Origin of the sequence: Streptomyces bluensis, from assembly GCF_014650715.1 — a bacterium.
Lineage (GTDB): Bacteria > Actinomycetota > Actinomycetes > Streptomycetales > Streptomycetaceae > Streptomyces > Streptomyces bluensis.
In genome coordinates this window covers 235,833-260,602 of sequence record NZ_BMVM01000011.1, presented here as the reverse complement: position 1 = coordinate 260,602, position 24,770 = coordinate 235,833, and the positions used below count along the sequence as shown (strand labels likewise).

Sequence of the window (24,770 nt, the reverse complement as noted above, 5' to 3'; positions counted from 1 at the left end):
GGGGAGCAGGTCAGCGTGTTCGGGTTGCTGTGGGGCTGGCCGGGGCTGTGGGGATGTTGCGCGCCGTACGGGCCGCCGGCCGGGAGCGCGCGGTGGTCGTCCAGGCTCCGGGGAACCAGACCTGCGTGTACTGCTCGATCGCGGCCCGCAGTTGGCCGACGTCCGCACCGCTCCACGGCGGCTGGCGGTTGTGGTGGCGCAGGTCGAGGATGCGGGCGTAGCCGCTGTGGCCGGGTTGGACTTCACGTGCGGCGTCGCGCCGTGCGAAGGTGTCGTGCTCTTCGAAAGTGAGGACCACGGCGTCGACGTCCCCCTTCTCGGGGTGGACGACGGCAAGACGCAGACCGTCGTACTCGTTTTCGCGGATGGTGCGCGAGAAGTCGATCCGCAGCCGCAGTACGGAGTTGGGCAGCGGGGTGGCGTAGTAGGTGTTGCCGACGACGGTGCTCTCGGTGAACGGGAGCGTGAGGTGCTTGGTGAAGAACTGCTGGGCGTGCAGGGACACTTACGGGTTGCCTTATGACGTGCGGGGCAGGAGAGGCCGGTTCAGCGGCGTGGGCTGGTACGGGCTGAGGTGGGAGCCGTGACTTCCGTGGTGGTGCTCCAGCGCGGAACGCTGCGGGTCCCAAGGGCCGGCGGGCGGCGGGCGGCGGCGCGCTGGACGTCGAGGGGCGTGGGAACCGGCGGTGCGGGTGGCGTGACGGGGGTGAGCTGTGCGGACTCGCGCAGCCAGGGCAGCATGCCATCCTTCCAGCGCGGCAGCGGTGCCGGGTCGGCCACGCTCTGAGTGATGGCCTTGACCAGGGCGGTCGGCGTGTGGGTGGAGGCGGTGGCGTACCAGCGGGCGTGGCCGCTCTTCGGCCCTCCCCACAAGTGCCAGCGGGCCTGAAGGGTGGTCAGTTCCTTCTCCGGGTCGAGGCGGCCGGTGGTGTATTCGCAGGTGGCCATCCCGTCGAGGGGCTTCAGTTCCATCACGCCCCAGCGCGGGTGCTGGAACTGCCAGCCGTTCTTGATCAACGGGACAACAGCGTCGAAGGCGCCGAGCTCAGGGTCCTTCAGGTCGGGCGGGGCGAGATAGACGTCAGGGCCGGCTGTGTATGCCTGGGCGAGGGCGGTGGTAAAGGCGGTGACGAACTCGGTGGGTGCCATGTCGTTGAAGCTCACGCCCCATGCGGGCGGGCCGAAGCGGTCGCGGTAGGCGTTGATCCGCCACAGTCCGTCGTCGTCTCCCTCGGGCAGGAACCCGAGTCGGATGCGGTGGTCGGGCGCGGTGACGTAGGCGTTGCCGAGGTCATCGTTACGCAGGTCGAAGCCGAGCGCGAGGAGCGGCTCGAGCGCGGGGTCGCCGATGGCGGTGCTGCCGGCGAGGTAGCGGGGAGAGACGAAGACGTCGCCGTCGATCTCTTCGGTATCGGGCACAAGGGTCCTGGGGTCAGCGGTGGTGTCGAGCAAGGGAAAACGAGATCAGCGGCTCGTGCCGCGCGGAGCTGCTGGCGGGCGCATGGAGGCCGGGCCGGCGGAAAGCAACGCTCGGCCATGTCGGATGGTTGGCCGGTGTAGTGCAGGGTGCGCAGGCCCAGCTCGGCGGCGGCCTGGCAGTTGTCGTCGCGATCGTCGACGAACAGCACGCGTCCGGGATCGGCGATGCCGGTGGCCGCGAGGGCGTGTTCGTAGGCGACCGGGTCGGGCTTGCACAGGCCCAGGCGGGCCGAGTACAGGGCGTCGGTCATCAGCTCGCGCCGCCAGTCGGTGGCATCAAGGGCATCGCTCAGGAAGTGCGGGGCGTTGGAGAGCAGCACCATGGGCAGCCCCGCGGCGCGGGCGCGGCGCAGGATGTCGAGGACGCGGTCGTCGGTGCGGATCCACATGGCGGTGTCGGCTGTGCGCAGGGTGCGCAGCCACCGTGCGCCGGGGTGGTGACCGAGGACCTTGGCCCAGTAGGCGAGATCGCTGAGTTCTCCGGCGTCGTACGCCTCCCGGGGTGCCCAGAAGGCGTCCTGGAAGGAGGCCACTTGCCCGCTGGGCCACTCGGCGAGGTCGGCGAGGCGGGTCCACATGGCGGAGGTGGGCTGTCGGCCCAGAACACCGTTGTAGTCGATGATCACGGCGTCCGCGCGGGTCTGCGTAAGGGAAGTGCTGGTCAAGGGGCGGGGGTCTCCACGGCTTTGCGGGACAGGGCGGCGACTGCGGCTGCGAGGAGGGCGGGCAGCAGCGCCATCGACAGGGTGGTGGTGGCGAGGGCGCCGATGAGGGCGGGTCCGGCGAGCAGGCCGACGTAGCCGGTGACCGCGACGGTGGCGACCGCGCGGGGGCCGCCGGCGCCGGCGGCGGTGATCAGACTGGGGATCGTGACCGACAGGCCCAGGCCGAAGGCCGTCCACCCGGCAAGTGCGAAGGCGATGGTGGAGCTGGCCAGGCCGGTGGCGAGGCCGAGTGCGGCCAGGGCGGCGCCGGTGCGCACGAGGGCGGGGGCGCCGTAGCGGGTGGTGAGCCGGTCGCCGACGAGTCGTCCGGCGGCCATGACTGCGCTGTAGAGGGCGAACGCTGCCGCGCTGGTCGCGGTCGTCGCGTCGAGGCTGTGCAGGTGGACGGCGACCATGCCGAGGGCGGCGGCCAGCAGGACCAGAGGGAGCTCGGCGGTGCTCAAGCCAGCACTCTTTTGGACGGCGGGCATGCGCGCGCCCCACACGGCCATCAGGGCACCGAGACCGGCGAAGTACCCGATCAGCAGACGGCGGCTGCGCACCAGCTCGGTCGCCACGGTGTCGCTCACGCGGCGAGACCCTCTCCAGCCTCATCCATCTGCTCAGCGGGGATGATCTGAACATTCAGGTGGCGGTACGCCTCCTGGCCGCGCGCCTGAGCGACGGCGGCGGTCGACCCGGTGGTCATCAGGAACCCGATTCGGGCGGTGAACAGATCGCCGCCGTCCTGCGGCAGCACCAGATGCTCGCCCACCTGCCGCTGGAAGCGGACCTGCTCCAGTCCCTCGGCCTGCTCGGCAAAGCCGTCGGTGAGTCGGCAGGCGGTGAGCAGGCCCGAGTAGGCGGGGTAGATGAACCGGATGGCGGCAGCCTCGCGGCGGGTGGGGGTCAGGTCGGGGGCACGTGAGCAGGCGATGTCGGCGGCGGCACGGGCGAGGTCGACGCCGGTGGCGAGGTGAACGAGGTGGCCGATCAGGTCGCCGGCGAGGCGCGCGTTGACCTCGATCAGCCGCGAGCGGCCGTCGACCAGGCGCATTTCGACGTGGCTGATCCCGTCTGTGATGCCCAGCGCGGCGATCGCGGCTTCGGCGGCCGGGGCCACGGTGGCCAGCAGCGGGTCGGCCGCGTCCACCGTGTGGGCGAGTTCCTCGAAGTAGGGCTCCAGGCCGACGGTCTTGCGGGTGACGGCGACGACCGTGGTCTGGCCCTGGAAGGTGGCGCACTCGACGCTCACCTCGTCCCCGTCGAGGTACTCCTCGACCAGGACCTCGTTGCTCTCCACGCCACGTCCTGCCGCCTGGGCGGCGATCGCGTACGCGGAGGGCAGTTCGCCGGGAGTGTTGACGCGGATCACGCCGATGCTGGCTGCATGCGCGGCGGGTTTGAGGACCACCGGGTAGCTGATCCGTGCTGCGGCCTGCGCGGCCTCCTCAACGGTGCGGCCCCGGGCGGATGCGGCCGAGGGAACGCCGTGGCGGGCGAAGAGAGCGCGTGCGGTGGCCTTGTTGCGGCAGCCCTGCATCACCTCGGGAGGGTTGGCCGGCAGGCCGAGCCGGCGGGCGAGGCGCGCGACGGGAACGAGGTACCACTCGGTCCAGGTCGTAATCCCGGCCAGCTGGTGGCGAGCGGCCAACGCCTGGCCGGCCGTGGTCAGGGCGGCCTGGTCCGTGGGGTCGGCGACTTCCCAGTCGGTGATGAAGGCGCGCTCCCACGTCGGTTCGACGCTGGTGATCAAGACCACGTCGTAGTGAGCGGCGATGTTCCGTAGGCAAAAGCCGCGGTACGCCTCGGCCTCCATGTCCGCGGCGGCAACGATCAGGACGACCGGGTTACCGGTACGAGAGGGCAAGCAGGGCTCCAAACAGGGGGAAGAGAGAAGACGGTCGAGAGCTGGGCTCCCGGGCGGGTCAGGGCGTTCGTCGACGTCGCCCAGTGGGGGTGATCGGCGATCAGCTTCCGTGCGTACAGGGCGGTGAAGTTGTTGTTGAGGCCGCGGATGCCCTCGGGCAGCTGCCAGCGCAGGTCTTCGAAGAGGGCCTTGAGCCCGATGCGGGTGGCTCCGGAGGCCAGCCGCTGGGCTGTCAGGCGTTCCAACGCCCGGTAGACGTATGGGTGCTGGGCGTCAAAGGCGAGGAAGCGGTCCGTGATCGTGGGCCTCGATCCCGCACGGTGCGACGGACGGGTTACCGGCCCGGGGGTCTGGTGGGCGCAGGCGTGGGGCGTGGGCATCGGGGCGGTCTCCGTGAGGACGAGCGGTCGGCAGCGGCCGGCCGAGGGTTCAGGCGAAGGAGGTGCGCAGGCCGGGGAGGGTGCGCAGGCGCACGAAGGTGACGGCGAGACCGAGGGCCTGCAGGACCGCGCAGCCGGTGATCGCGTGGCCGAGCAGCGAGGGCGGTACGGCGGCGACGAGGATTCCGGCGAGGGGGAAGGGCAGCAGGAGCAGCAGGATGGTCAGCGAGAGAGTGGCGCCGAACACTTCCGGCGGGATGAGGTGGGTGCGCAGGGTGCGCAGCACCACGGTCAGGCCGCCTTCGCCGGCCATGAGGACAGCGGTGAGTGCGAGATAGGCGCTGTAGGCGTGGGTGAGGGAGATGGTCAAGCATGCAGTGGCAGCGATCGCCGCGGAGACGGCGCCCACCGGCCACAGGCCGTAGCGGTCGATGGTTTTGCGGCAGACGGCGATCGCTGCGAGGGAGGCGAGGGCGGCGGCAGACCAGATGAGGCCCACGTCGGCGCTGGTGTGCCCGAGTTGCTTGACCACGATCACCGGGGCGGCGGCCTGCAGGAGTCCGACCGCCAGATTGGACAGGGTCAGGCCGGTCACCAGCCAGCTGAGTGCGGGCAACGACCGAAGTGTCGACCAGCCTGTGCGCAGCCCCTTCCGGACGCTGACTGCCTCGCGAGCCTGTTCGCGCAGTCTCCGGCACGGAACGAGGGCACAGCAGAGGAGGGAGAAACAGGCGATCGCAGTCAGCATTCCGGTGGCGCCCGTGAAGTGGAGCAGCAGTCCGGCGAGCGCGGGGCCGCCCAACGTCGCCGTCTGGTCGATGCCGAGCAGGACCGCCTGCACACGGTGGGCACGCACGCCGGCTTCGCGGCTGGCCACGGCACCCGCGGTCTCGGCGGCGACGTAGGAGAACTCGGTGAGCGCGCCGGTGCCGGCGGCGAGTAGCAGAACGGTGACGATGGCGGCGACGGGATCGTTCTGATTCGGCAGGACGAGCGCGGCGGTCACCACCACGAGTGCTCGCGCCGCTGAGGCGAGGCGGAAGACACGGGTGGTGCCGTGTCGGTCGACCAGGGATCCGGCCAGCGCGAACGCCGCCAGGCGGGGAATCCACTCCAGTGCGAACGCCAGCCCGGTCAGGGCGGCGGAGTTCGTGGTGGCCAGGACCAGCAGGGGTATGCCGTACGTCGTCATGGCGGAAGCGGCGGCATCCATGCTGCGCGGCAGGTAGATGCCGCGCAACAGGGTGGGGACCGTTCGGCGTGCGTGCCTGGGTCCGACACGGGCTCTCACGCAGCGCACTCCAGGTCCTGCGCCGCGTGAGCTGAGGGGGGCACGGTCGAGCGCAGGATGTGGGGATGCGTCTGGAGCCACTCGGCCAGCGCCGCTTTAGCAGCCTCGGGTATCAAGGCCACGTCGGCGTCGGTGTCGGACACGCAGTGGCCGGTCCGGTCGGCGTCGCGTAGGACTGCCGTCGGCTGGGTGAGGAGCTTGAGGGTGTGCTGGACGCGGGTGACGAAGTCGCTGGTGGGGCTCGGGTATTGGTGGGTGCGGGCCCAGCGGGCCGCCACGTCGTACACGCCGGCCAGGTCCTCGCCCGCTTCGCTCAGCCGGTAGCGGGTCGGTGCCTGGGGGTCGGCGTGCACCAGGCCGAGGTCGCGGGCGACATCAATGGCGTAGCGCAGCTGGTTGACGGTGAGGTCGCCGAAGGCACTCTGCAGGCTGCCGCGTCGGTGGCTGATGGGGCCGTTGTCGTCGATCTCGCTGACCAGCCGGATCAGGGCCGGCAGGGACAGTGCGCTGACCACCCGGCCGGTGTGCGGGTGGTTGAGCATCGGAGTGCTGGTCACCGGCGCGGGCCTCCTGCCGGGGAGACCTGGAGGGGACGGGCAGGTGTCTGGTGGGAGAAGAGGTCGCCGGCCCGCCACGCCGGAGCAGTGGCCGATGGGGCGGCGGGGCCTGCGGGGGCCGGGAGACGGGTCTGCGTGGTCAGCCACGGACCGGACCGGGTCCGGGCGGAGGCGGGTGTCTGCCCCCACAGCGGATGGGCGCCAGCGGTGTCGAGCGGGTGTCCGGCCGCCCAGGCCGAGAGGCTCTGGAAGACGGGCGCGAGGGCCCGGCTGGTGGCGGTGAGCTGATACTCGCCGGCGCCCACGGCCGTGGAGCGGTTGACGACCAGGCCGTTGCCGACCAGCCGGTCCAGCGGCAGGTAGACGGCGGGAAGCCCGTAGGTGGGCATGGCCTCGACGGCCAGAGCCTTCGCACTCGCCGGCCCGCGCGCCTTCAACGCCCACAGGATCGCGGTGGCGTGCCGCGGGCTGATCAGGGCAATGGTGTCCTCGGCGTTCTGGGCCGCGGCGATCCGCTCGGGCTCCGTCGCTCCTGTGCGCGCGTTGCGCACGAACTCCTTCTCCAGGTGTTCGTCCCCCCAGGCGGCGATGACGGCCAGGACGGGCAGCAGCTCGGCGGCACGTGCCGTCAGGCCGTACGTGACGTGATTGCGGGCGTGTTCTGTGCGCTCGATCAGGCCCGCGTCGGTGAGCCTGCGCAGCCTCGGGTTCAGCTGGCCTGAGTGCAGCCACGACAGCTGGGACTGGATCTCCTTGTAGCGCAGCGGCTGTTCGGCGAGCGTCATCAGCGTCCACACGCTCCAGCGCGGGGCGAGCATCTCCAGGGCCTCGGTGACGCGTGCGAGATCGGTGCGGGGCAGACCGGTGGCGGCCAAGGGGGAACTCCTCAAGAGGGGGCGGGAAGGTCAGCGGGTACGAGCGGCAGCACGCGCAGGAGCGGGCGCGGGAGCAGGAACGAGTGCGGTGCAAGCGGCCGGGCCCGGCTCGGGCTCCGGGTCCGGGGCGGGGACGCGGTGAAGGCTGGCCAGGACGCCATTCAGGGTCTTGGTGTGGGCGTCGCGGGTGGCGACGGAGTCGGCAAGTCGGCGGGCGCAGTCGAGGATGTGAACGGCCTCAAGGGGGCCGATCTGCCGCTCCGGGTGGGCCAGTTCACGTAGCCGCTGCAGCTGGAAGGCGATGTTGCGCTCGGCGAACTGCAGGTCGGTGAAGCTGCCGATCAGGGCGGCAAGCATGCTTCCGTCGGGATGGGCCTCGGCGAGGGCTTCGAGGGCGGCCAGGGGCTTGGCGTAGAGGTTCTCGATGCGCCCGGCGATCTTCTGCGAGTCGCTGGCAGGGGGCTGGGGCAACGTTGGCGGGACTTTCAGGGGCGGTGGGCTCGCACCGCCCCGGCGCGCGGGGGCGGTGGGGCGGGCGAGGCAACGGCCGTGATCTTCTGTTGGGCGAACCGGACTGGCCGACCGGGGCGTTGGCCCGGCTCGGGCATCACCCGCAGGAGCTCGCCGAGGGCCGCGACGTAGCCGTTGCGCCCGGACAGGGCGGCCTCCAGCCACTGGGCGTCGAAGCGCAGATTGTCGGCGGACAGCTCGTTCATGTCCCGGTCAGCGGCGGTGGCGGCGTGGACCCGGTCCCGTACCCGGGCCACCTGCTCCTCGGCCACCACCAGGAAGCTGCGCAGCTCCAGCGCGCGCACCAGGGCCGCGGAGGCTTCGGGCCCTGTCGCCTGCGCATATAGCTCCCGGACCGGGGCTCCGAACGCTTCCTCCAGCAGGTGGTCCTGAGTCGAGGTCTTCTCGATCACGCTCATCGGACCGCCCCGCGTTCGCGAGCCTGGCCGGCGGCGGGTAGCGACGGTTCGGCGGTCGGCAGGGCCGGGCCCCGGCGCGCCGCCGGGGAGCGCCACACGGCGGTGCGATTCCCGATCGCCTGAGGGTTGAGGAGGTGGCGCACCGTCATGGCACGTCCCTCGCGCACGGTGTGCGCGACGTTCACCGTGCGCGCCAATTGCATGATGTGCTCGGGCAACTCGACGAATTCATCGTCGGGCACGGCGTCCATGTGCTGGGCGAGGGCTTCGGCAAGGACGTCTTCGGCCTGGTCCAGTACCTGCTGGGCCTCGGTGAGCAGGCCGTGCCAGCGCACGATCGTGGTGGCTTCCGGGCTGGTCTCGGGAGCGGCGGCTACGGCTTGGCGCAGTTCGGCGATCGGCATCTGGAAGCGGGTCTCTATCTGCTCGGTGAGAACGCCCAGCAGGTCGTCGGCATCGGGCACAGCAAGCTCCTTTCCATGGGCATTCGAGAAAACAGGGCCGAAAAATCACGACCCAACCGCCTTACAAATGACGGCGATTCAGAAGGGACTTGGCCGGGGCAGCTTTCTGGCTAGTCCAGGCACATGCCGACGGAGCGGTAGACGTAGGTGGCGGAGACCCAGCCCTTGACGCCGGTCGTCCTATCGGTGATGTAGCGCCACTTTCCGCTGGTCTTGTGCACGGTGAACTTGTGGCCCCGGTACAAAATCCCGACGGCGGTGGACTTGGCGGACGCCCTGGAGCGGATGGTGACTGCCTTGGTGCCGATCACCCACGGTCCCGGGCCGGTGCAGGACGGGTTGCCCATCGAGGCAGGCACCTGGGCGGGTACGGCGCTCGCAGCAGTCGCGGAGACCAAGGGCAGAGCGAGGGCGCCGAGAAGGGCGGCGGAGACGGCTATTCGGGTTGAGCGCATGGGGAATTGGACTCCATAGCGGGGAGTGAGAAATGCGGGAACAGGCCCGAGCCGAGGCGGTGCGGGCCGAGTTCAAGAGTCCGAAGAATCCCCGGTTTCGGTAACCGGGGATGTGTTGCTATATTCCGCACTCGCCTGCGCAGAAGGGCATCCGTTCCGGCGCGAAATGGCGTGACACCGGGGGAAGTTCTCGTACCGGGCTCAGCGGCTCGGGCCGCGCGGCGGCGTGGGGCGTGCCGGAGCCGCGAGCAGCGTGGTACGGCGGGCGGATGGTGCGGGGGCGGGCAGCGGGATGTCCTGGCCGCCCCAGTGCGCCTCCCACCAGGCGGTGGCGGCCTCTAAGGTGGCGAAGCCGCCCTCGCGCAGCGTGTGCGTGAAGGTGTTGGTGTCGGCCTCTTCCAGCAGCACTCGGAACGGCACGGGCGCCCGCTCGGCGAGGGCGCGCAGGAGCACGGTGGTCTGGACGGGCTCGCTGTCGTGGGTGTAGCTGGTCAGGAGGGCGAAGCGGTTGCCGTCGCCGCGCAGCCGCTCCTCCAGTGCCCTGGTGGCGTCGTCAGCGGGCAGGGTACCCATGCCCTGTGGCAGGAGGATCTTCTCCTCGGGGCAGCCGCGGGCGATCAGCCAGGACTGGGCCATGGCCGGCAGGGGCAGCTCGGCGTGGGCGAAGCGGAAGGTGCGCGCGACGGTGTGGCGCTTGAGGTGCAGGGCGACGATCTGGGGCTCGCCGGGGATCCCCCAGGTGACGGCCCCGTTGTGCAGGACGTAGAAGCTGTGCTGGTCGTCGCTGGTGTGGTGCTCGGCCAGGACGGTGAGCATGTCGTGCTCGCTGGCGATGTGCTGCCAGAACTGCTCGTCAACGCGGTCGTTGACGGCCTCGTAGCCGTCGAGGCGGAAGTCGGGGGTGGACGTGGGCATCGATGCTTTCGGATCGAAGGCAGGCAGGAACTGCGCGACTGGGCCGTTGAGGCGTTCAGCGCCGAGGGGCGGACGCAGCCGGCCAGGCTCCAGCCCGCCGCACAGGCGGCAAGGGCTGGGGCCCATGCGGTCGCGGCGCGGCGAGGAGTGCGCGGCCGGCCTCAGTGAGGGTGACGGGCTGCCCGGCGTGCAGCGGGTGGGAGTCGTCGCGTACGACGAGCCCGGCCGTCTCGAACCGCTGGAACTGGTGGTAGGCGATCCTGATGCCGGAGGCGGCCACGACTGACAGGCGCTGGGTCAGCAGGTGTTCGCGCAGTTTGGCGCCCTGGGCGATGGCGAGCAGGGCTGCGTGATCCGGCGCAGACAAGTCCTCCACCGGCCCTGGATGCTGGGTACGAGCGGCCGTCTCGACTGGTTCCAGCGCGGCCTGGGCCTTCGCCTGCTGGGCGTCACGTTCGCCGACGGCTTGCGCCAGTTGGCCGACCGTACGGTCAAGGCGCGCGCACAGGGCCTGATCGACCGGGAACTCGCCCGAGGCCAGCCGGGCGAGCAGGAGGCGGTGGAAGGCCACCGCTCGCTCGGCTGTGACCAGCTCGCGGTGGGCATCGGCCAGCCGGGTCTGGGCATCGTCCAGCAGGTCACGCTCGCGGTGCTGCCACAGTTGCTCGATGCTGCGGCCCACTGCTGCCTCGATGCGGTGATCGAGGGACGTCACCACCCGCGTCGTCGACGCGGAAGGGGGTGCAAAGGTCATCCGGTAGCCACCTGGTGCGAGCCGGGACGGCCCGGGGAGTTTCGATCGAGGGCTACATGGACTTCGACGTACGGGCCGTCGCGGACGTGCCGGGTGGGGCCCAGGCGGTCGAGGATCCGGATCACGGCCGTGTGGGACGCCTGGGTGTACGCGGTCAGGGTGTGAGCACCTCGGCCGCGTGCCGTGTCGGCCGCATGCCGGGCCAGTGCCGTGCCGATGCCCTGGCGCTGGCGGGCGTCGGCGACCTGCAGTCCGAGGTCGACGACGCCCTCCTGGCGGCTTACGGGGCCTATGCAGACGAGGCCGACTGGTTCCTCATCTGCGTCGAGCCCGATCCAGCACTCCGTATGGGTGAGCAGCCGCGAAAGGTCGCGGTGAAGGAAGCGTGTGCGGCCCCACCTGAGCAGCAGGCTTTCCTTCAAGCAGCGTTGATGGAAGGCATCGACCAGGTGCCAGTCCCGGGCCGTCACCCGTTGCGTGCGCGCGAGAGCAGGGTGCGTCAGCAGGAGCAGCCCGCCCGTGCGTCCAGCAGATCGGTACGCCGGTAAGCCTTGTAGCGGCGGCCGTCGTGGCCGGTGGTGTCGCGGGTGCGGACCCCGTAGGGAGCCAGGAGCTCGGCGAGACGGCCCTGGGTGAGGTCGGCGTACGGCCAGCGGCCCTCGGCGTCGCCCGGCAGGTCGCGCAGGCACAGGACGAGATCGGCGGAGGCCACGGTGTCCGGGTCACCGACGACGACGAAGACGTCGAGGCAGGCGTGGACGATCGTCTTCGGCCGGCTCGGGCAGGACAGGAAGTCGGCGTCCTCATCCTCCGCCTCGTCCTGCACATCCTGCGCGTCGTCTTCGTCGTCGTCCTCGGGTTCGACGGCGCAGCAACACGAGGTGGAGAGCAGCGCGTTGAGCTCGGCGCCCGCAGCCATGCGTTCGACGAGGAGGTCGGTGAGCTTCTCCAACTGCTCGGCGGCGCTGACGCCGTCGGGCAGCTTGTCGCGGGACAGGGCAACGAGCTGCCGGTCAAGGTCCTGGACCTCGGTGAACACGTCGAGGATGGCGCGGTGGTGCGGGTTCTCGGTCGCTGCTTCGGGCGCCAGAATGGCGGTGGCGACCTGGTCGATCAGAGTGGGGAACTGCGTCAACGAATGGGGCCCTTCAGTGGGGTTGTGGGTGCTGGGCTGGGAAGGCCGGGCACCGCGTACGGCGGCGGGCCCGGCTTGGGAATCGGCTGGGGCGCGTCCAGCTGGGGGGAGCGGGTGCGGGCGGCATGCGTCCGCGCGCCCGTTGGACGCCGGGCGACGCCGAGGCGGTCGCGGGCGGTGTCGTACACGTCGTGCTTGGCGCGCGGGCGGACGGCCACCACGTGGATCTCGGTCCGGTGCGTGGAGTTCGCGGGCGCCGGTCGCTGGGCGTAGACGATGCGCCACTCGTTGCGGTGATCGACGTACAGCTTTCGGCAGCCGACGAGGTCGCGTTCGAGCTTGCTTCCGAACAGCCGGGCGTTGACGACATCCTGGAGCTGGGCGAGTGCCAGATCGCGGATGTCTTCCGGGGCCTGGAGCAGGTCGGTCAGGGCACGGGGGTCGAAGGACAGGCCGAAGGCCGGCCGTGTCTCGGGGCCGCCGGTCATGCGGCCTGGCCTGGAGGGACGTCCTCCTCCGGCTCCCTGGAGGAGCGGGAGGAGGGCTTCGGGCCGGGCAGCAGGCGGTGGGCGGGCCGGTCCGGGTCCGTCATGCACGCCGACAGCGGCCCGCCTGGCGCCCGTACGGTGGCGATGGCGTGCGTGAGGAAATCGCGGTGCCACACGAACATGCCCGACAGGCTGGCCTCGGGTTCCCTGTGGTGCTGGTAGGCCAGCCACAGGGAGTGCAGCCAGGCCACGACGTCCTCGTGCTCCTGCCACTGCTCGCACCAGGGCGCCGCGGTGGTGACCTCCGAGCCATACCGGACGAAGTAGCCATTCACCCAGTCCGTGAGGGCGTCGAGTTCGTCCTCGTACTCCTCGCCGTCCAGTTCCAGGATCGGTCGCGGCTCCGGCGGAGCGGGCGGCAGGGGCATGCCCGCGAATCCCGGCATGCCATAGGCAGCGAAGGGTGAAGGGGCGGGTGCGGAGGACAGGCTGTCGAGCTGCCGGGCCTGCTGTTCCGACTGATCGAGCAGCTTGCGGACCTTCGCCTCGATGCTCTCCAGATCGGATTCCGGCAGCCGGACCGGTTCCATTTCCCCGTCGTCGGGCGTGTTTATGGATTCAGGCACGAAAGGGGGTCTCCTTGAGGGCGCAGCCGATGGGTGGGATTTCGGCTCCAACCATCCGGACGATCCCGGGTTTCGGTAACCGGGACTTGCGTGCTACAACGCCTCCGCGGGTGAGGGATAAAGACACCTGGGCAGCATTCGGCGGGCTGCCGCGGGCATCAGAAGCGGCGGTCAGGACGTCAGGGTGAGGTCGTCCTGGGTCAGGGTCTGCTGGAGGGTCTCGGTGAGCCGGTCGGCGGCGATTTCCGCGTAATGGCGGGTCTTCTCGACGCCGATGAAATCGCGGCCCTCCAGCAGTGCGGCCACGCCGGTCGAGCCGGAGCCGCAGGTGAAGTCGAGCACGGTGCCGCCCGGCGGAGCGATTTGCACCAGCTCACGCATGACCGAGACGGGCTTCTGTGTGATGTGCTGGCGGGCCTTGCCGGACGGCTGCGAGGCGCTGTAGAGGCCCGGCAGGTAGACCGGGTTGCGGGAGCCGTCGATGGCACCCTTGGACGCCCAGACGATGAACTCGCAGTTCTGGGTGAAGCGGCCCTTTTGCGGCCGGGCCTGCGGCTTGTGCCAGGCCAGCACGCCACGCCACAGCCAGCCGGCCGCCTGGATCGCGTCCGTGGTGATCGGCAGCTGACGCCAGTCGGTGAACAGCAGCGCCGTGCCGCCGGTCTTGGTCAGCCGGTGGGCCTCGGTCATGATCTGCGTCAGCCAGAACCCGTAGCTGCGCTGATCCATGTTCTCACCCGTGAAGTCGGGAAGGTCGTGGCCGGCATCGACGGATGTGTACTTCTGCTTGGCGCTGCGGCTTGTGCGCTCCTTCGCGGTTCGGCCGCCGGAGTTGTAGGGCGGGTCGGTAATGACGGAGTCGACGCAGTTGTCCGGCAGTTCGGCGAGAACGCTGAGCGCGTCGCCCTGGTGCAGGGAAAACGGCAAAGAGGTACCCCAGTTCGGGTCGGTGAGGAGGAAGGGAATGCCTCCGGCCCACGCAGCCGTGATCCCGTCGTCGGCATTCGGGCATGACAAGGCCCGCCGACGGAAGGGGGGTACGAGGGGGAGGGAGCAAAACTGTAGGGCACGATCCCCGGTTGAGCGCTATCGCCGCCAAAATCCCCGGAATCAAGCCTTGATCACGAACGATTTCGACAACCGGGGATCCGCCCTTACTGTTTAGGGACTGCCCGGCGGAGACCGCCGTTGGCCCACTCCCCTCCCCAGCCCTCGTGGAGGTTCCCCCTGTCCCGGCACACCTGATCCAACACCCCGCAACGGCGTGAGGTGCAACTCGCCCTGTTGCGCAGGCATCCCGATTCGCCCAGTCCGGCCGCCCGCCCCACTCCTGCGTAGGCGCGGCCAGGGCTTCGCTTCCAAGGACCCCGTTGACATCGCTCTACCTTCCCCTGCCCACAGGCGGCCCGCCGCCGGACCATAGCCGTCCGCCGGAAGGCCAGCCGGATTGAAGGGCATAGCCGCCGGCATCGGCGTCTTCGTCCTCTCCCCCTTCCTCCTCGCCGGCACGGCCATGCTGATGGCCAGCTCCAGCGAGGCCGCGCAGACCACCTACTCGTCCTTCGCTTGCATGGGCGACGTCGACACCGACGCCGTCGTCGAGCAGGTCACCAAGATCCTCAACGGCGCGTCCGCCAAGGACGTCCACGTCGAGGGCCTGTCCCTGCCCGAGGAGCAGATCCCCAACGCCCGCACCATCGTGGCCACCGGGATCAGCCTGAACGTGCCGAAGAAGGGCCAGATCATCGCGCTCGCCACCGCGATGCAGGAATCACGGCTTCGCAACCTCAGCTCCGGCGACCGCGACTCGCTCGGCCTGTTCCAGCAGCGCCCGAGCCAGGGCTGGGGCACCGCCGAAGAGATTCACGACCCCGTCTATGCCTCCACACAGTTCTACAAGCACCTGCTCGCGGTGGACGGCTGGCAGCAAATGACCGTCACCCAGGCCGCCCAAGCCGTGCAGCACTCCGCCTACCCGGACGCCTACGCGCAGTGGGAACCCCTGGCGACCGCCCTGCAAAAGGCGATCGCCCCCACCTTCCCGGACGCCTCCAGCACGGACACGGACACCACCTCCAGCACCGCGTCCTGCACGGCGATCGAGGACGGCTCCGGGTACGGCACCATCCCCGAAGGCTCCGTGCCCAAGGGCTACTCGATCCCCAAGGACGCCGATCCGAAGGCGCGCAAGGCGATCGAGTGGGCGACGGCGCAGCTCGGCACGATGTACCAGTGGGGCGGCACCTGCACCGCGCCGCACGGCCCGGACCCGATGGGCCGCTGCGACTGCAGCTCTCTGACCCAGCAGGCGTACGTACACGCCGGCATCACGCTCACCCGCACCACGTACACGCAGGTCAACGAGGGCAAGGCCGTCTCCCCCAAAGCGCTGAAGCCCGGCGACCTGATCTTCTCCCGCGGCACGGGCGACCGCCCCGAGCACGTCGGCATGTATATCGGCTCAGGTCTCGCAATCGAGGCACCCCGCACCGGCAAGCCTGTTCGAATCACGCCGCTGGCGGACTGGGACATCCTCGCCGCCCGCCGCGTCATCTGACTGCAGGCTGGGGCGCGCAGCCCCGCATGCTCGCCTCACCAGCGCAGCACCGGCACGACTGGCCCCGGCGCATGGGCGGGGTGCCGCCCCTGAGCCTCTCCCTCACTCCCCTGGAGACGGCCCATCGGCAGGACCGAGCCGCTTGTCCGCTTCCCTCCCCCCTTCTCTTGTCATTCGCGCGTCGCTTCGGCGCGCGCTAGGAGCACCTTTGCATCTGCTCGACACCGTGCAGTACCTGGCCTACGACCCCGGCATCACGCCCTCGGGCGGTGGCCTGCCTGGCCTGGCCGTGCTGAAGAACGTCGTTAACTCGATCAATCTGTTCGCAATCGTCGCCGTGGTCGGCGCGCTCGCCGTCTCGCTCGGCGTGTGGGCCTGGGGCCACCACACCGGCGGCCACCAGGCCGAGGCCAACGGCAAGAAGGGCGCCGTCGTCTCGGCCGGCGCCGCCCTCGGCCTCGGCGCTGCCAACGGCATCGTCGCGTTCTTCTCCGCCCTGGGGTCGCAAGTCCACTGATGCCGAAACGATTTCCCTCCCTGTCCGGCTACGGCCTCGGCTGGTCCACCCGACAGCGCATCACGGTCATCGCGCTCGGCCTCACCGTGCTGCTCGCCCTCGCCGTCACCGTGGCCCTGCTCACCGGGCGCACCAGCAACAGCGCCAGCCACACCCGCACTCCGACCGGAGCAAGCAGCACAGCCTCGGCGTCCGCCGGTCCGACGGCGTCGGCCGGGGCCGGTTCGGTGGCCAAGCCTCCGCCGCTCGCGGACCCGGTCGCGTTCGCCAAGTCAGCCGCCGCGATGGTGTGGTCATACGACACCCGGTCCACCAGCCGCAGTGAGCAGCTCGCCGGGATGAAGGCGTGGCTGACGGCGGAGACCAAGTACGCCGACTGGGCGTCGATCGCCGCGCAGGTGCCGGATCCGGTGCTGTGGTCGCGGATGGCCGACCAGGACCAGTACGCCACCGTCACCGTGTCCGAGGCCCACTACCCCTCGGCGTTCAAGCAGGCCCTGGCCGACGACCCTGACGCGATTACCGAAGCGTATATCTACGCCGTCACCGTCACCGGCAATCAACAGATCGCCTGGAAGCAGGGCGGTGCCGGCGCCGAGGACCGCTCGATCACCCTCGCTGTGCAGTGCCGCCCCAACGCGAACTGCTCCCTGGTCTCCATCGCTCCCCGCGTCGTGCCCTGACGTGCCCCGAGCCCACCTGAGAAAGGAGGGGTGACTTCCCTTTGGGCTTCTGTGACCTCCCCCTCGCGGACAAACTCTGCGCCGTCGGCGATGCGGTCGACTTCGCTTCCAACCCCGGCGAGGCCATCGGCAACTGGATGGCCAAGAGCGCCGGCGAACTCGCGGCAGCCGCTGCCGACCTGGCCGCCGAGGCGGTCAACACCACCACCAAGGTCGACCTGAACGCCGGCTGGTTCCGCGACAACTACGAGATGATCCTGCCGATCGGCCTGATCGTCCTCGTCGCCACCTTCTGCGCCCAGCTCGTGCGTGCCGCGATCCGCCGCGACGGGCAGGCCCTCACCCAGGCGTTCACCGGCACCGCCACCGGCGTCCTGTTCGCCTTCACGGCGATCGCTTTCACCACCGTCGCCATCGAAGTCGTCGACGCCCTCTCAGACGGCCTGTTCAAAGCCGCCAACCTGGACATCGCCACGGCGGTGCGGCGCATCGTCAAGGTGGGCCAGATCGCCTCCCTGTCCGGCCTGGGCTGGCTGGTCACGGTCTTCGTCGGCGTCGGCGCCGCCATCGGCGCCTTCCTCTACTGGTGCGTCATGATGGTCCGCAAGGTCGGCATCCTCGTCATGGTCACCCTCGCCGTCTTCGCCGGAGCCGGCGGCGGCTGGGAGGTCGCGCGACGCTGGCGCAAGGGCTGGATCGAGGCCACCGCCACCCTGGTCGTCTCCAAGCTCCTGATGACCGTGATCTTCGTGCTCGGTATCGCGGCGATGGGCAAGACCGAGGCCAAGGACGGCATAGCCGCCCTCGCCGACGTCATGGCCGGCATCGTCATCATGGCCCTGGTGCTGTTGTGCCCGTACGCGACGTTCAAGTTCGTGCACTGGGCCGCCTCCGAAGGCTCGGACGCCGAGACGCTGCACCGCTCCGGCGGCGCGGGCGCGCAGATCGCCCGCCAGCACGCCGAACGCGCCGGACGCAAGGCCGCCGCCGCGATCGCCACCGCCGGAACAGGTGGTGCGGCGGCCGGAGCGGGTGCCGCTCCTCAGGGCCCGGATGCCGTGCCGGGCGGCTTCCCCGGCGACATCGCCACCACCCCCACGCCAGACACCGGCAAAGAAGGCGGCAGCAGCTCCACAACGCCGTCGTCCGGAGGCCAGGGAATCAAGAGCGGCCTGGAGAAGGCGGTGCAGCCCGCGCCGACCAGCCCGCGCGACGACACCAGCGGCCACCTCGGCGGCACGCCCGGGCCCGGCGGGTCCGGTGGCGGATCCACCGGTCAGGGCAGCGGGTTCATGTCCGCACCCCCCACCAACGCCTCCGCCCCGCCGCCGCAGGGCTCTCCGCCGGCCCCGAACTCCACGAGTACGGCCACAACCGGCACACCGCCGCCTCCGCCCACCGGCCTGTGACCCATCCCCCCGCCGGGACGGCGCCCCGCACTCCGCGTGTTGGCATGCCGTCCCGGCCCCGCCCCGCGCCTCACCGGAAACCGGCTCTTGTCTGAACTCTCCGTCTCCCCGCTCACGGTCAAATTCCCGCACCGCTCCAGGCGCGGCATCCTCCTCGGCCTCTCCCTCCCCCAACTCCTACTCGTCTCTGCCGCGTTGGCCCTGCTGCTCATCACGGTGGTGACCACCGGGCTGCTCGGCGCGATCACGCTGACCCCTCTGTGGGCGATCGTCGCCGCCCTGGTCGCCATCCGCCGCAACGGCCAATCCCTGATCAACTGGGCTCCGATCGTCGCCCGCTACGCCCACCGCCGCCGCACCGGCCAGACGCTGTGGCTGGCCCGCCCGGTCTCCCGGCCCCGCCAGGACGGCGTGCTGCACCTGCCGGGCACCGCTGCCTCGTTGAAGGTCGTCACCCCGGGCGACTCCGTCAACCAGGCTGCCGCTATCCACGACCCACACCACCAGACCCTCACCGCCATCGCCCGGGTCTCCTCCCGCGCGTTCGCCCTGCTCGACCCCGCCGCGCAGAACTCGAACGTGACGGGCTGGGGCAGGGCTCTGGCCGGCATCGCCCGCACCTCACACGTCGCCACCGTGCAGGTCCTGGAACGCACCGTCCCTGACTCCGGCGACACCCTCGCCCGCCACTGGGCCCAGCACGGCCACTCCGACACCCCCGTCGCCGGACAGATCTACTCCGAACTGGTCGCCTCCGCCGGCCCGGCCGCCGCCCCACACGAGGCATACCTCGCCATCTCCCTGGACCTCAAAGCCGCCAAGCGCCTCATCAGCCAAGCCGGCGGCGGACTACCGGGCGCATTCACGGTCATGGAGCAGACCACCTCGGCCATCGCGCTCGCCGCACGCAGCGCGGGACTGATGGTGACCGGCTGGCTCGACGCACGGGAGATCGCCGCGGTCATCCGCACCGCCTACGACCCCCACGCCCTCTCCGCCCTCCAGCAGTGGTCGCCGACCGGGCGGGCCGAGGCCGAGCCTGCTGCGGCCGGGCCCGTCGTCCAGGTCGAGGAGTACGACCGCCTCGGCACCGGCAGCGCCCGCCACGCCACCTACTGGATCGAGAACTGGCCCCGCACCGAGACCACCCCCGGCTTCCTGCACGGGCTGATGTTCACCGCCGGGGTGCGCCGCAGCCTGTCCCTTATATACGTGCCCCAGGGACTCGAGTCCGCGCTGCGCGACGTCCAGCGCAAGAAGGCTGCCATCATCGCCGACGCCAACGAACGCGCCCGCCGCGGACAAGTGGATTCCGAGGCCGACTCCGTCGAGTATGCGGACGTCAAGGTCCGTGAGCGGCAGTTGATCGCCGGCCATGCCGACGTCGCTCTAACCGGGCTGCTCACCGTCAGCGCCGACACCGACGCCGCCCTCGACGCCGCGTGCGCGCAGATCGAGACCGCCGCCGTCACCGCCCAGGTCGACCTGCGACGGCTGTACTACCAGCAGCCCGACGCATTCACCCTTGCCGCCCTACCGCTCGCCCGCACGGCGCTGTGACACCCCACCCCGTTGCTGATGACGATCACCTCGCTCCCGGGCCCCGCTCCCGCCCGCGATGAACGTGCCGTTCTGCGGCACCAAGGACCCCTTTGAACGCACCCCGCACCACTGACGCACACCCCTACCTCCGTGCCGCTACCGTCGGCCTGCGCCACCACACGCGCGCCCACACCTCGCACGGCGCCCCTGCCGACCGGCTGCATCTGGACACGCTGCACGCCCACCTCACCGCCGCCCACCAGCTGCTCGACCAGCTCACCGACAGCACCCGGCCCCCTCACCCGGCCGCCGGACGTCATCTGGCCGCCGCTCACCTGCGGTTGTGGCAGGCCACCGCCGCCGTCCACGACGCCTTCCACACCGTGCCCGCCGACGACGGAGAAGGCTCCGCGGCCGAGGAGTGCCGGCCCGAGCATCTGCCGCAGGGCCCACTGGTGCTGACGATCTGCCAGCGGCACCTGGCGGCATCCCACGCGATCCGCCGCAAGACCACCCCCACCGACCTCACCACCCCGCTGCACGGCCACGCCACCACCTGCAGCCAGTAACCCCCGCTCCACGAAAGGGCACTGCATGCACAAGCTGAAGCGCACCACCTCCACCGCCGCCATCATCGCCGCCCTCGCCGGCAGCGCCGCGCTCGCGACCGCCTCCCCCGCCGCCGCAGCCGACTACCGGTGCACCACCAGCACCAAGTCGATCGACGACCCGGCGTACTCGGGCCCGTGGGCCGACAACTGGGACGTCACGGTCCGCCTGTGCGCGAAGCGCTCAGGCTCCACCGTCTACACCTACGCCAAGATCAGCTGGGACGGTCCGGCGTACGGCTACGTCGATGACAGCTCCATATTCGACGGCGCGTACTTCAAGCTCCAGATCAAGAAGTCGCAGGCGGGCACCGACCCGGTGAAGAAGTCGGCGAACTACCACGGCATCGAGTCGCGGCTGGAAAACAGCGACTCCAACGCCAACTACAACAACAGCTACACCACGCCGGTCCTCAGCTACACGATCGGCTCCAGCCGCGGACTGGCCGACGGCGAACTGCACCTCGACTGGAACAACGACGGCAGGGGCTACTGGAAGCACCTGTTCAGCGCCTCACCGGCCGTCTGAGCCACACCCCCCGCACCCAGACGCCGTCACGTGAAAGCCGCTCCGCCATGACCCACCGGCCCGCGCGCCGAGCCCGTCGCGCCTCGGCCTCCCCCCTGTTCACCCCGCACGGCACCGACCGGGCCAGCCGCAAAGCCGCACGCCGTCAACTCGCCGAAGCCGCCGCCAAGGCCCGCGCCGAAGCTACCGCCCACCCGGACGGCCACGAGGCTGTCGAGCCCCAGATGCCGCCGCCGCTGTACCCGCCCCGCGGCCGTCCCGGACCCGCCTCCGCCCGCGGCGGACGGCTGAGGCTGGCGCAGCACCGCATGACCACCGCCACCGCCAGCGGGGCGTATCCCTTCCTCGCCGAAGGCGGCCTGGGCGCCGAGGGCATCTACATCGGCCGTGACGTCCACGCCGAGGCATCGTTCACCTTCGACCCGTTCTCGTTGTACGGGCGCCTCGAAGGATTCACCAACCCCAACGTCCTGCTCGCCGGAGTGATCGGCCAGGGCAAGAGCGCGCTGGCCAAGTCCTTCGCCCTGCGCTCCATCGCCCACGGCTACCGCGTCTACGTGCCCTGCGACCCCAAGGGCGAATGGACCCCCGTCGCCTCCGCGCTCGGCGGCACCTCCATCGCCCTCGGCCCCGGACTGCCCGGCAAACTCAACCCTCTGGACGCCGCCCCGCGACCAGCCGGCGTGCCGGAGGCCGACTGGGCGAGCGAGATCCGCAAACGCCGACTGCTCCTGCTCGGCTCCCTCGCCCGCACCGTCCTGGGCCGCGACCTGCTGCCGATGGAGCACACCGCGCTCGACGTCGCCCTCGACGCGGTCGTCGCCCAGGCCGCCACCATCCACCGCACACCCCTGCTGGGTGATATCGCCGCCACCCTAAACAACCCCGACCAGCTCGACGCCGCCGCCGGGACTATGTCCGGACGGCTCGGTGAGGCCGCCCGCGACCTCGCCCACGCCATGCGCCGACTCGTCCACGGCGACCTGGCCGGCATGTTCGACGCCCCCTCCACCGTCGCCTTCGACCCCAGCTCGCCGATGCTGACCATCGACCTGTCCCGGCTCGGCGGCTCCGGCGACGACACCGCCCTCGTCCTCGCCATGACCTGCGCGAGCGCCTGGATGGAATCCGCCCTCACCGACCCGCACGGCGGCAGGCGCTGGATCGTCTACGACGAAGCCTGGCGCCTGATGCGCCACCCCGGGCTCCTCCAGCGCATGCAGTCCCAGTGGAAGCTGAGCCGCGGCCTGGGCATCGCCAACCTGATGGTGATCCACCGGCTGTCCGACCTGCTCACCGCCGGCGACGCCGGCTCCCAGGGTCGTGCGCTCGCCGAGGGTCTCCTGGCCGACTGCTCCACCCGCATCATCTACCGCCAGGAAACCGACCAACTCCACGCCGCAGCCGCCCTGCTGGGCCTGACCAGCGTGGAGACCGAGGCCATCGCCCACCTCAACCGCGGGCGCGGACTGTGGCGCGTCGCGGGCCGGAGCTTCATCGTTCAACATCAACTCCACCCGCACGAACTGGCGTTGTTCGATACAGACGCCCGTATGCAGTAAGCCGCCACAAGGCGCCACCAAGCCCACACTGAACGAAAGAAGGCCGCACTGCAGCACCCCGACTTCGAGCTGTACGACAACGTCGGTCGGACCGCCGAACAGATCCACGCCTACCACACACGGTCCGCCACCACGGATGACCTGTACCTCTGGGCGAAGCGAGACGCCGAAGGCTTTCGCGCCGAACACGCGTTGCCCGACGAGCCGTTGCCCGTGCCGGACCTGGACCCGTACCTGACGGCGCTGGCAGCAGCCGAGACTCCTGCCGAGTTCAGCGCGGTCACCAATGCCCTGCTGGATGCCGCTGAACCCCTCCTCAACACGGTCGTCGACTACCTGGCCGCAGCCGCGCAATGGCGTCGGCAGAACCGCGGCGCCGCCCCCGGCTCCCCGCCCAAGCTGCTGAGGGATGCCGCCAGCCGGATCAAGACCGCCCTGGCCATGGCCGCCGACGCCGACCTGCAGATCCTGCGCGCCCACTACGACCCGCCCCCGGACCTCGACGCGCTCACCCAGCAGGCCCGCGCAGTCCACGACACGCCACCGGCTCCGCCACCGCCCGGGCAGCAGCCCGGTCCGGGTGGGCCACGGCGCTGACGGAAGCATCATCGCCGACCGCCGCTGAAACCGGAGAAACTCACCGGCCACCCCAACCCGACACCCCTGCCGCCCTGACTCCGCGGCCCAGGCCGTACGTGATCTCACCGACCGGCTGAACGCAGCGCGCTCGTACGACGAAGCCGCCCAGCTCCTCGACCAGGTCCTGGAGCCGACCGAGGGACTCCTCCAAGGACTCGAAGGCTTCCTCGAAGCGGCAGCCAAGACGGCCAAGGCATCCGAACGCCAGGACGGCTTCGAGCTGTACCACGACCTCCAATCGGCCGCGCTCACGCTGCGCCGGCTCGGAGAAGACCTGCACGTCGCCGTCGAACGCATGCAGGCCCTCGCCGTCCCCCGGCGCCGGAGCTGGCAGGAGGCCGTAGCCGACTACTACGCCACCGCCCACAGCACGCCCAGCCATTCGGCATCGGCGCCCCCGCCCGCCGGTCCGTCCTCCGGCCGCACCCGCTGACAGCGCCTCAGGAACCCATGACCGCATCCCGCACCGACCTGTCCGCCTTCGCCACCGCCCTCGCCCAGCACTTGCCTGGGCAGTGATACCGCAAGTACGAAGGCTTCCCCGCTCCCCAAGACCACCGGCCGGTCGCCGACCGGGTCTGGGACTGCGGTACCGCCCACTCGGCCCTCCTGGACTTCCCCGATGCCCCCGTCGCACTCCTCCACGGGCCAGACGGCGAACAGATCTGCGTCACCGAACGCCCCCGTTACCCCCACCAATACCTGGTCGCCCCACTCGAGCCTGAGGGGTTCAAGCCGCACCACTTCCGCTACGTGGACGAGCGAACGGCATCGCCGTACCTAACGACCCAGTCCGTGCCGCCGCCGCGGTCGCACGCCGCGTGCTGCCCCGCTACCACCGGGCCATGGACGCGGTCCACCACAACGCCCGCGTCCAGCCCGAGCCTCCGCACCGGCCCGCCGCACCAGAGGTTGGCGAGGACCTCACGCTGGTGTGGTACCCGGACGGCGTGGTGGGAGCGCCGTATAGGTCGGTGCCCGAAGACGCCCGCATGGTGCTGTACGGCGGCCGTTTCCAGTACAGCCCGCACGAGGCGGCGTTCGTCCTGCCCGCCACCTACAACACCAGCGACCGCGCCCTGCTCATCCAGAGCGCCGTCCGGCTGCTCACCGCCCAAGGCATCGGCGTCAACTTCCGCCACGCCACCCCCGCCTCCGCAGGCCCACCGGCCCGCCCGCCCTCAGCAGCGCTCGGCACTCAGCCGACGGCAGGCACTCCGCCCTCAGCACGACGGTAGACGCCCCCACCCATCCTGGAGTTACCGCTGTCCGATCCTGACCAGCGGATGCTGCTGCACGACGTAGCCGACCGGCTCAACACCGTGGCCGACCACCTCCCGCTCCCCGACCAGATCCAACCCGATCCGGGGCTGAGCGAAATCCTGGACGACGAAGTCCGCCACCTGGCCCGCCTACTGGGCTACCTGGCCGGGGAGAGCGCCTTCCGCCACCGAGCCACCGCCCGCTACCCCACCCGGGTCACGGCTACCGTGCGCCGCACCACGCTGGCGCTCGCCCAAGCTGCCGAGCCCACCGGCGCCGCGCTCGCCGCCCTCGGCGCCGCCGTCCACCACCTCGGCCTGATCGCCGACCTCACCCACCAAGCCCCTGGTCCCGCCCGCACCCGGGCGATCGCCTCCGCGCACCAGGGTCTCGTGGACCGGCTCGGCGAGAGCCGCACCTGCCTCGCCCGCGCCGCCAAGCACCTGCGTGCCGCCGCCGACACCCGCGCGACACCGGCCATGACCGCGCCGCCCTCGCCGACGGCATCCGCCACCGCATCCCGCACCCGCTAATCCCCC

At 70.8% G+C, this 24,770-nt stretch carries 30 protein-coding genes and 3 pseudogenes; 11 read left to right on the top strand and 22 right to left on the bottom strand.

The genetic code is table 11. The features are described from left to right. Positions 1 to 10 precede the first annotated feature (10 nt). The 21 genes and pseudogenes from IE262_RS26240 to IE262_RS26145 form a co-directional block, all read right to left on the bottom strand. Positions 11 to 505: a hypothetical protein gene (locus IE262_RS26240; protein WP_189877080.1), complete on the bottom strand. Its 495-nt coding sequence runs from the start codon at positions 503 to 505 to the stop codon at positions 11 to 13. Between the two features lie 41 nt (positions 506 to 546). Next, entirely contained in the window at positions 547 to 1,149 is a 603-nt protein-coding gene (locus tag IE262_RS26235; RefSeq protein ID WP_373305145.1) for an SPDY domain-containing protein, read from the bottom strand. Positions 1,150 to 1,158: 9 nt separating this feature from the next. Further along, a pseudogene (locus tag IE262_RS40595) lies at positions 1,159 to 1,419 on the bottom strand (DUF317 domain-containing protein); the annotation flags it as partial. Between the two features lie 98 nt (positions 1,420 to 1,517). After that, positions 1,518 to 2,144 (bottom strand): annotated as a pseudogene (locus IE262_RS26230) (HAD family hydrolase); the annotation flags it as partial. Next, entirely contained in the window at positions 2,141 to 2,773 is a 633-nt protein-coding gene (locus tag IE262_RS26225) for an MFS transporter (RefSeq protein WP_189877077.1), read from the bottom strand. The pseudogene IE262_RS26230 and the gene IE262_RS26225, both read right to left, overlap by 4 nt. Then, the gene (locus IE262_RS26220; protein ID WP_189877177.1) at positions 2,770 to 4,002 is read right to left on the bottom strand and encodes an ATP-grasp domain-containing protein; all 1,233 of its coding nucleotides are present in this window, start codon (positions 4,000 to 4,002) and stop codon (positions 2,770 to 2,772) included. Before IE262_RS26220 ends, IE262_RS26225 begins: the two co-directional genes overlap by 4 nt. A 122-nt stretch (positions 4,003 to 4,124) precedes the next feature. Then, positions 4,125 to 4,433 (bottom strand): annotated as a pseudogene (locus tag IE262_RS26215) (hypothetical protein); the annotation flags it as partial. A 49-nt stretch (positions 4,434 to 4,482) separates the two neighbouring features. Next, positions 4,483 to 5,724 carry an MFS transporter gene (locus tag IE262_RS26210; RefSeq protein ID WP_229877483.1) on the bottom strand — a complete coding sequence of 414 codons (1,242 nt, stop codon included), beginning with the start codon at positions 5,722 to 5,724 and terminating at the stop codon, positions 4,483 to 4,485. After that, entirely contained in the window at positions 5,721 to 6,281 is a 561-nt protein-coding gene (locus IE262_RS39675; RefSeq protein ID WP_229877482.1) for a hypothetical protein, read from the bottom strand. Before IE262_RS39675 ends, IE262_RS26210 begins: the two co-directional genes overlap by 4 nt. Beyond that, positions 6,278 to 7,156 (bottom strand): winged helix-turn-helix transcriptional regulator, encoded by an 879-nt coding sequence (locus IE262_RS26200; protein ID WP_229877481.1) that lies wholly within the window; start codon positions 7,154 to 7,156, stop codon positions 6,278 to 6,280. Before IE262_RS26200 ends, IE262_RS39675 begins: the two co-directional genes overlap by 4 nt. A 30-nt stretch (positions 7,157 to 7,186) precedes the next feature. Then, the gene (locus IE262_RS26195) at positions 7,187 to 7,627 is read right to left on the bottom strand and encodes a hypothetical protein (RefSeq protein ID WP_189877074.1); all 441 of its coding nucleotides are present in this window, start codon (positions 7,625 to 7,627) and stop codon (positions 7,187 to 7,189) included. A gap of 14 nt (positions 7,628 to 7,641) precedes the next feature. Beyond that, positions 7,642 to 8,085: a hypothetical protein gene (locus IE262_RS26190; RefSeq protein ID WP_189877072.1), complete on the bottom strand. Its 444-nt coding sequence runs from the start codon at positions 8,083 to 8,085 to the stop codon at positions 7,642 to 7,644. Further along, positions 8,082 to 8,549, bottom strand: coding sequence for a hypothetical protein (locus tag IE262_RS26185; protein ID WP_189877070.1), 468 nt, complete (start codon positions 8,547 to 8,549; stop codon positions 8,082 to 8,084). The genes IE262_RS26190 and IE262_RS26185 overlap by 4 nt, the downstream gene beginning before the upstream one ends. 110 nt (positions 8,550 to 8,659) lie before the next feature. Continuing rightward, positions 8,660 to 9,004 (bottom strand): SH3 domain-containing protein, encoded by a 345-nt coding sequence (locus IE262_RS26180; protein ID WP_189877068.1) that lies wholly within the window; start codon positions 9,002 to 9,004, stop codon positions 8,660 to 8,662. 201 nt (positions 9,005 to 9,205) lie between these two features. Further along, positions 9,206 to 9,919 (bottom strand): hypothetical protein, encoded by a 714-nt coding sequence (locus IE262_RS26175; RefSeq protein ID WP_229877480.1) that lies wholly within the window; start codon positions 9,917 to 9,919, stop codon positions 9,206 to 9,208. A gap of 55 nt (positions 9,920 to 9,974) precedes the next feature. Further along, positions 9,975 to 10,673, bottom strand: a complete 699-nt coding sequence (locus IE262_RS26170; RefSeq protein WP_189877066.1) for a hypothetical protein — start codon at positions 10,671 to 10,673, stop codon at positions 9,975 to 9,977. Beyond that, the gene (locus IE262_RS26165) at positions 10,670 to 11,095 is read right to left on the bottom strand and encodes a GNAT family N-acetyltransferase (protein ID WP_229877479.1); all 426 of its coding nucleotides are present in this window, start codon (positions 11,093 to 11,095) and stop codon (positions 10,670 to 10,672) included. The genes IE262_RS26170 and IE262_RS26165 overlap by 4 nt, the downstream gene beginning before the upstream one ends. Positions 11,096 to 11,172: 77 nt before the next feature. Further along, positions 11,173 to 11,808, bottom strand: coding sequence for a DUF3631 domain-containing protein (locus IE262_RS26160; RefSeq protein WP_189877062.1), 636 nt, complete (start codon positions 11,806 to 11,808; stop codon positions 11,173 to 11,175). Further along, positions 11,805 to 12,296 (bottom strand): hypothetical protein, encoded by a 492-nt coding sequence (locus IE262_RS26155; RefSeq protein WP_189877060.1) that lies wholly within the window; start codon positions 12,294 to 12,296, stop codon positions 11,805 to 11,807. The genes IE262_RS26160 and IE262_RS26155 overlap by 4 nt, the downstream gene beginning before the upstream one ends. Continuing rightward, a complete protein-coding gene (locus tag IE262_RS26150; RefSeq protein ID WP_189877169.1) occupies positions 12,293 to 12,886 on the bottom strand; it encodes a DUF4913 domain-containing protein in 594 nt (197 codons plus the stop codon). The genes IE262_RS26155 and IE262_RS26150 overlap by 4 nt, the downstream gene beginning before the upstream one ends. A gap of 207 nt (positions 12,887 to 13,093) precedes the next feature. Continuing rightward, positions 13,094 to 13,849 (bottom strand): DNA-methyltransferase, encoded by a 756-nt coding sequence (locus tag IE262_RS26145; protein ID WP_189877058.1) that lies wholly within the window; start codon positions 13,847 to 13,849, stop codon positions 13,094 to 13,096. 520 nt (positions 13,850 to 14,369) lie between these two features. On the opposite strand from IE262_RS26145, the gene IE262_RS26140 reads away from it, so the two are divergent. The 9 genes from IE262_RS26140 (at position 14,370) to IE262_RS26100 (ending at position 22,926) form a co-directional block, all read left to right on the top strand. Then, entirely contained in the window at positions 14,370 to 15,479 is a 1,110-nt protein-coding gene (locus tag IE262_RS26140) for a C40 family peptidase (protein WP_189877056.1), read from the top strand. 208 nt (positions 15,480 to 15,687) lie between these two features. Beyond that, the gene (locus tag IE262_RS26135) at positions 15,688 to 15,996 is read left to right on the top strand and encodes a DUF6112 family protein (protein WP_067033593.1); all 309 of its coding nucleotides are present in this window, start codon (positions 15,688 to 15,690) and stop codon (positions 15,994 to 15,996) included. Beyond that, positions 15,996 to 16,679, top strand: coding sequence for a hypothetical protein (locus IE262_RS26130; protein WP_189877054.1), 684 nt, complete (start codon positions 15,996 to 15,998; stop codon positions 16,677 to 16,679). The genes IE262_RS26135 and IE262_RS26130 overlap by 1 nt, the downstream gene beginning before the upstream one ends. 41 nt (positions 16,680 to 16,720) lie before the next feature. Then, on the top strand, positions 16,721 to 18,088 hold the full coding sequence (locus IE262_RS26125; RefSeq protein WP_189877052.1) for an SCO6881 family protein: 1,368 nt from the start codon (positions 16,721 to 16,723) through the stop codon (positions 18,086 to 18,088). 87 nt (positions 18,089 to 18,175) lie between these two features. Beyond that, a complete protein-coding gene (locus IE262_RS26120; RefSeq protein WP_189877050.1) occupies positions 18,176 to 19,648 on the top strand; it encodes an SCO6880 family protein in 1,473 nt (490 codons plus the stop codon). 92 nt (positions 19,649 to 19,740) lie between these two features. Continuing rightward, positions 19,741 to 20,199, top strand: a complete 459-nt coding sequence (locus tag IE262_RS26115; protein WP_189877048.1) for a DUF6238 family protein — start codon at positions 19,741 to 19,743, stop codon at positions 20,197 to 20,199. 25 nt (positions 20,200 to 20,224) lie between these two features. Then, entirely contained in the window at positions 20,225 to 20,767 is a 543-nt protein-coding gene (locus tag IE262_RS26110; RefSeq protein WP_189877046.1) for a hypothetical protein, read from the top strand. 47 nt (positions 20,768 to 20,814) lie between these two features. After that, positions 20,815 to 22,329: a putative type IV secretion/conjugal transfer ATPase gene (locus tag IE262_RS26105; protein WP_189877044.1), complete on the top strand. Its 1,515-nt coding sequence runs from the start codon at positions 20,815 to 20,817 to the stop codon at positions 22,327 to 22,329. A 213-nt stretch (positions 22,330 to 22,542) separates the two neighbouring features. Next, positions 22,543 to 22,926 (top strand): hypothetical protein, encoded by a 384-nt coding sequence (locus tag IE262_RS26100; RefSeq protein ID WP_189877042.1) that lies wholly within the window; start codon positions 22,543 to 22,545, stop codon positions 22,924 to 22,926. A 40-nt stretch (positions 22,927 to 22,966) separates the two neighbouring features. On the opposite strand, the gene IE262_RS26095 is transcribed toward IE262_RS26100, so the two are convergent. After that, the gene (locus IE262_RS26095; RefSeq protein ID WP_189877040.1) at positions 22,967 to 23,350 is read right to left on the bottom strand and encodes a hypothetical protein; all 384 of its coding nucleotides are present in this window, start codon (positions 23,348 to 23,350) and stop codon (positions 22,967 to 22,969) included. Positions 23,351 to 23,813: 463 nt separating this feature from the next. On the opposite strand from IE262_RS26095, the gene IE262_RS39670 reads away from it, so the two are divergent. Both IE262_RS39670 and IE262_RS26085 read left to right on the top strand, forming a co-directional pair. Then, positions 23,814 to 24,206, top strand: a complete 393-nt coding sequence (locus IE262_RS39670) for a hypothetical protein (protein WP_229877478.1) — start codon at positions 23,814 to 23,816, stop codon at positions 24,204 to 24,206. A 48-nt stretch (positions 24,207 to 24,254) separates the two neighbouring features. Next, positions 24,255 to 24,764 carry a hypothetical protein gene (locus IE262_RS26085; RefSeq protein ID WP_189877038.1) on the top strand — a complete coding sequence of 170 codons (510 nt, stop codon included), beginning with the start codon at positions 24,255 to 24,257 and terminating at the stop codon, positions 24,762 to 24,764. Positions 24,765 to 24,770: the final 6 nt, after the last annotated feature.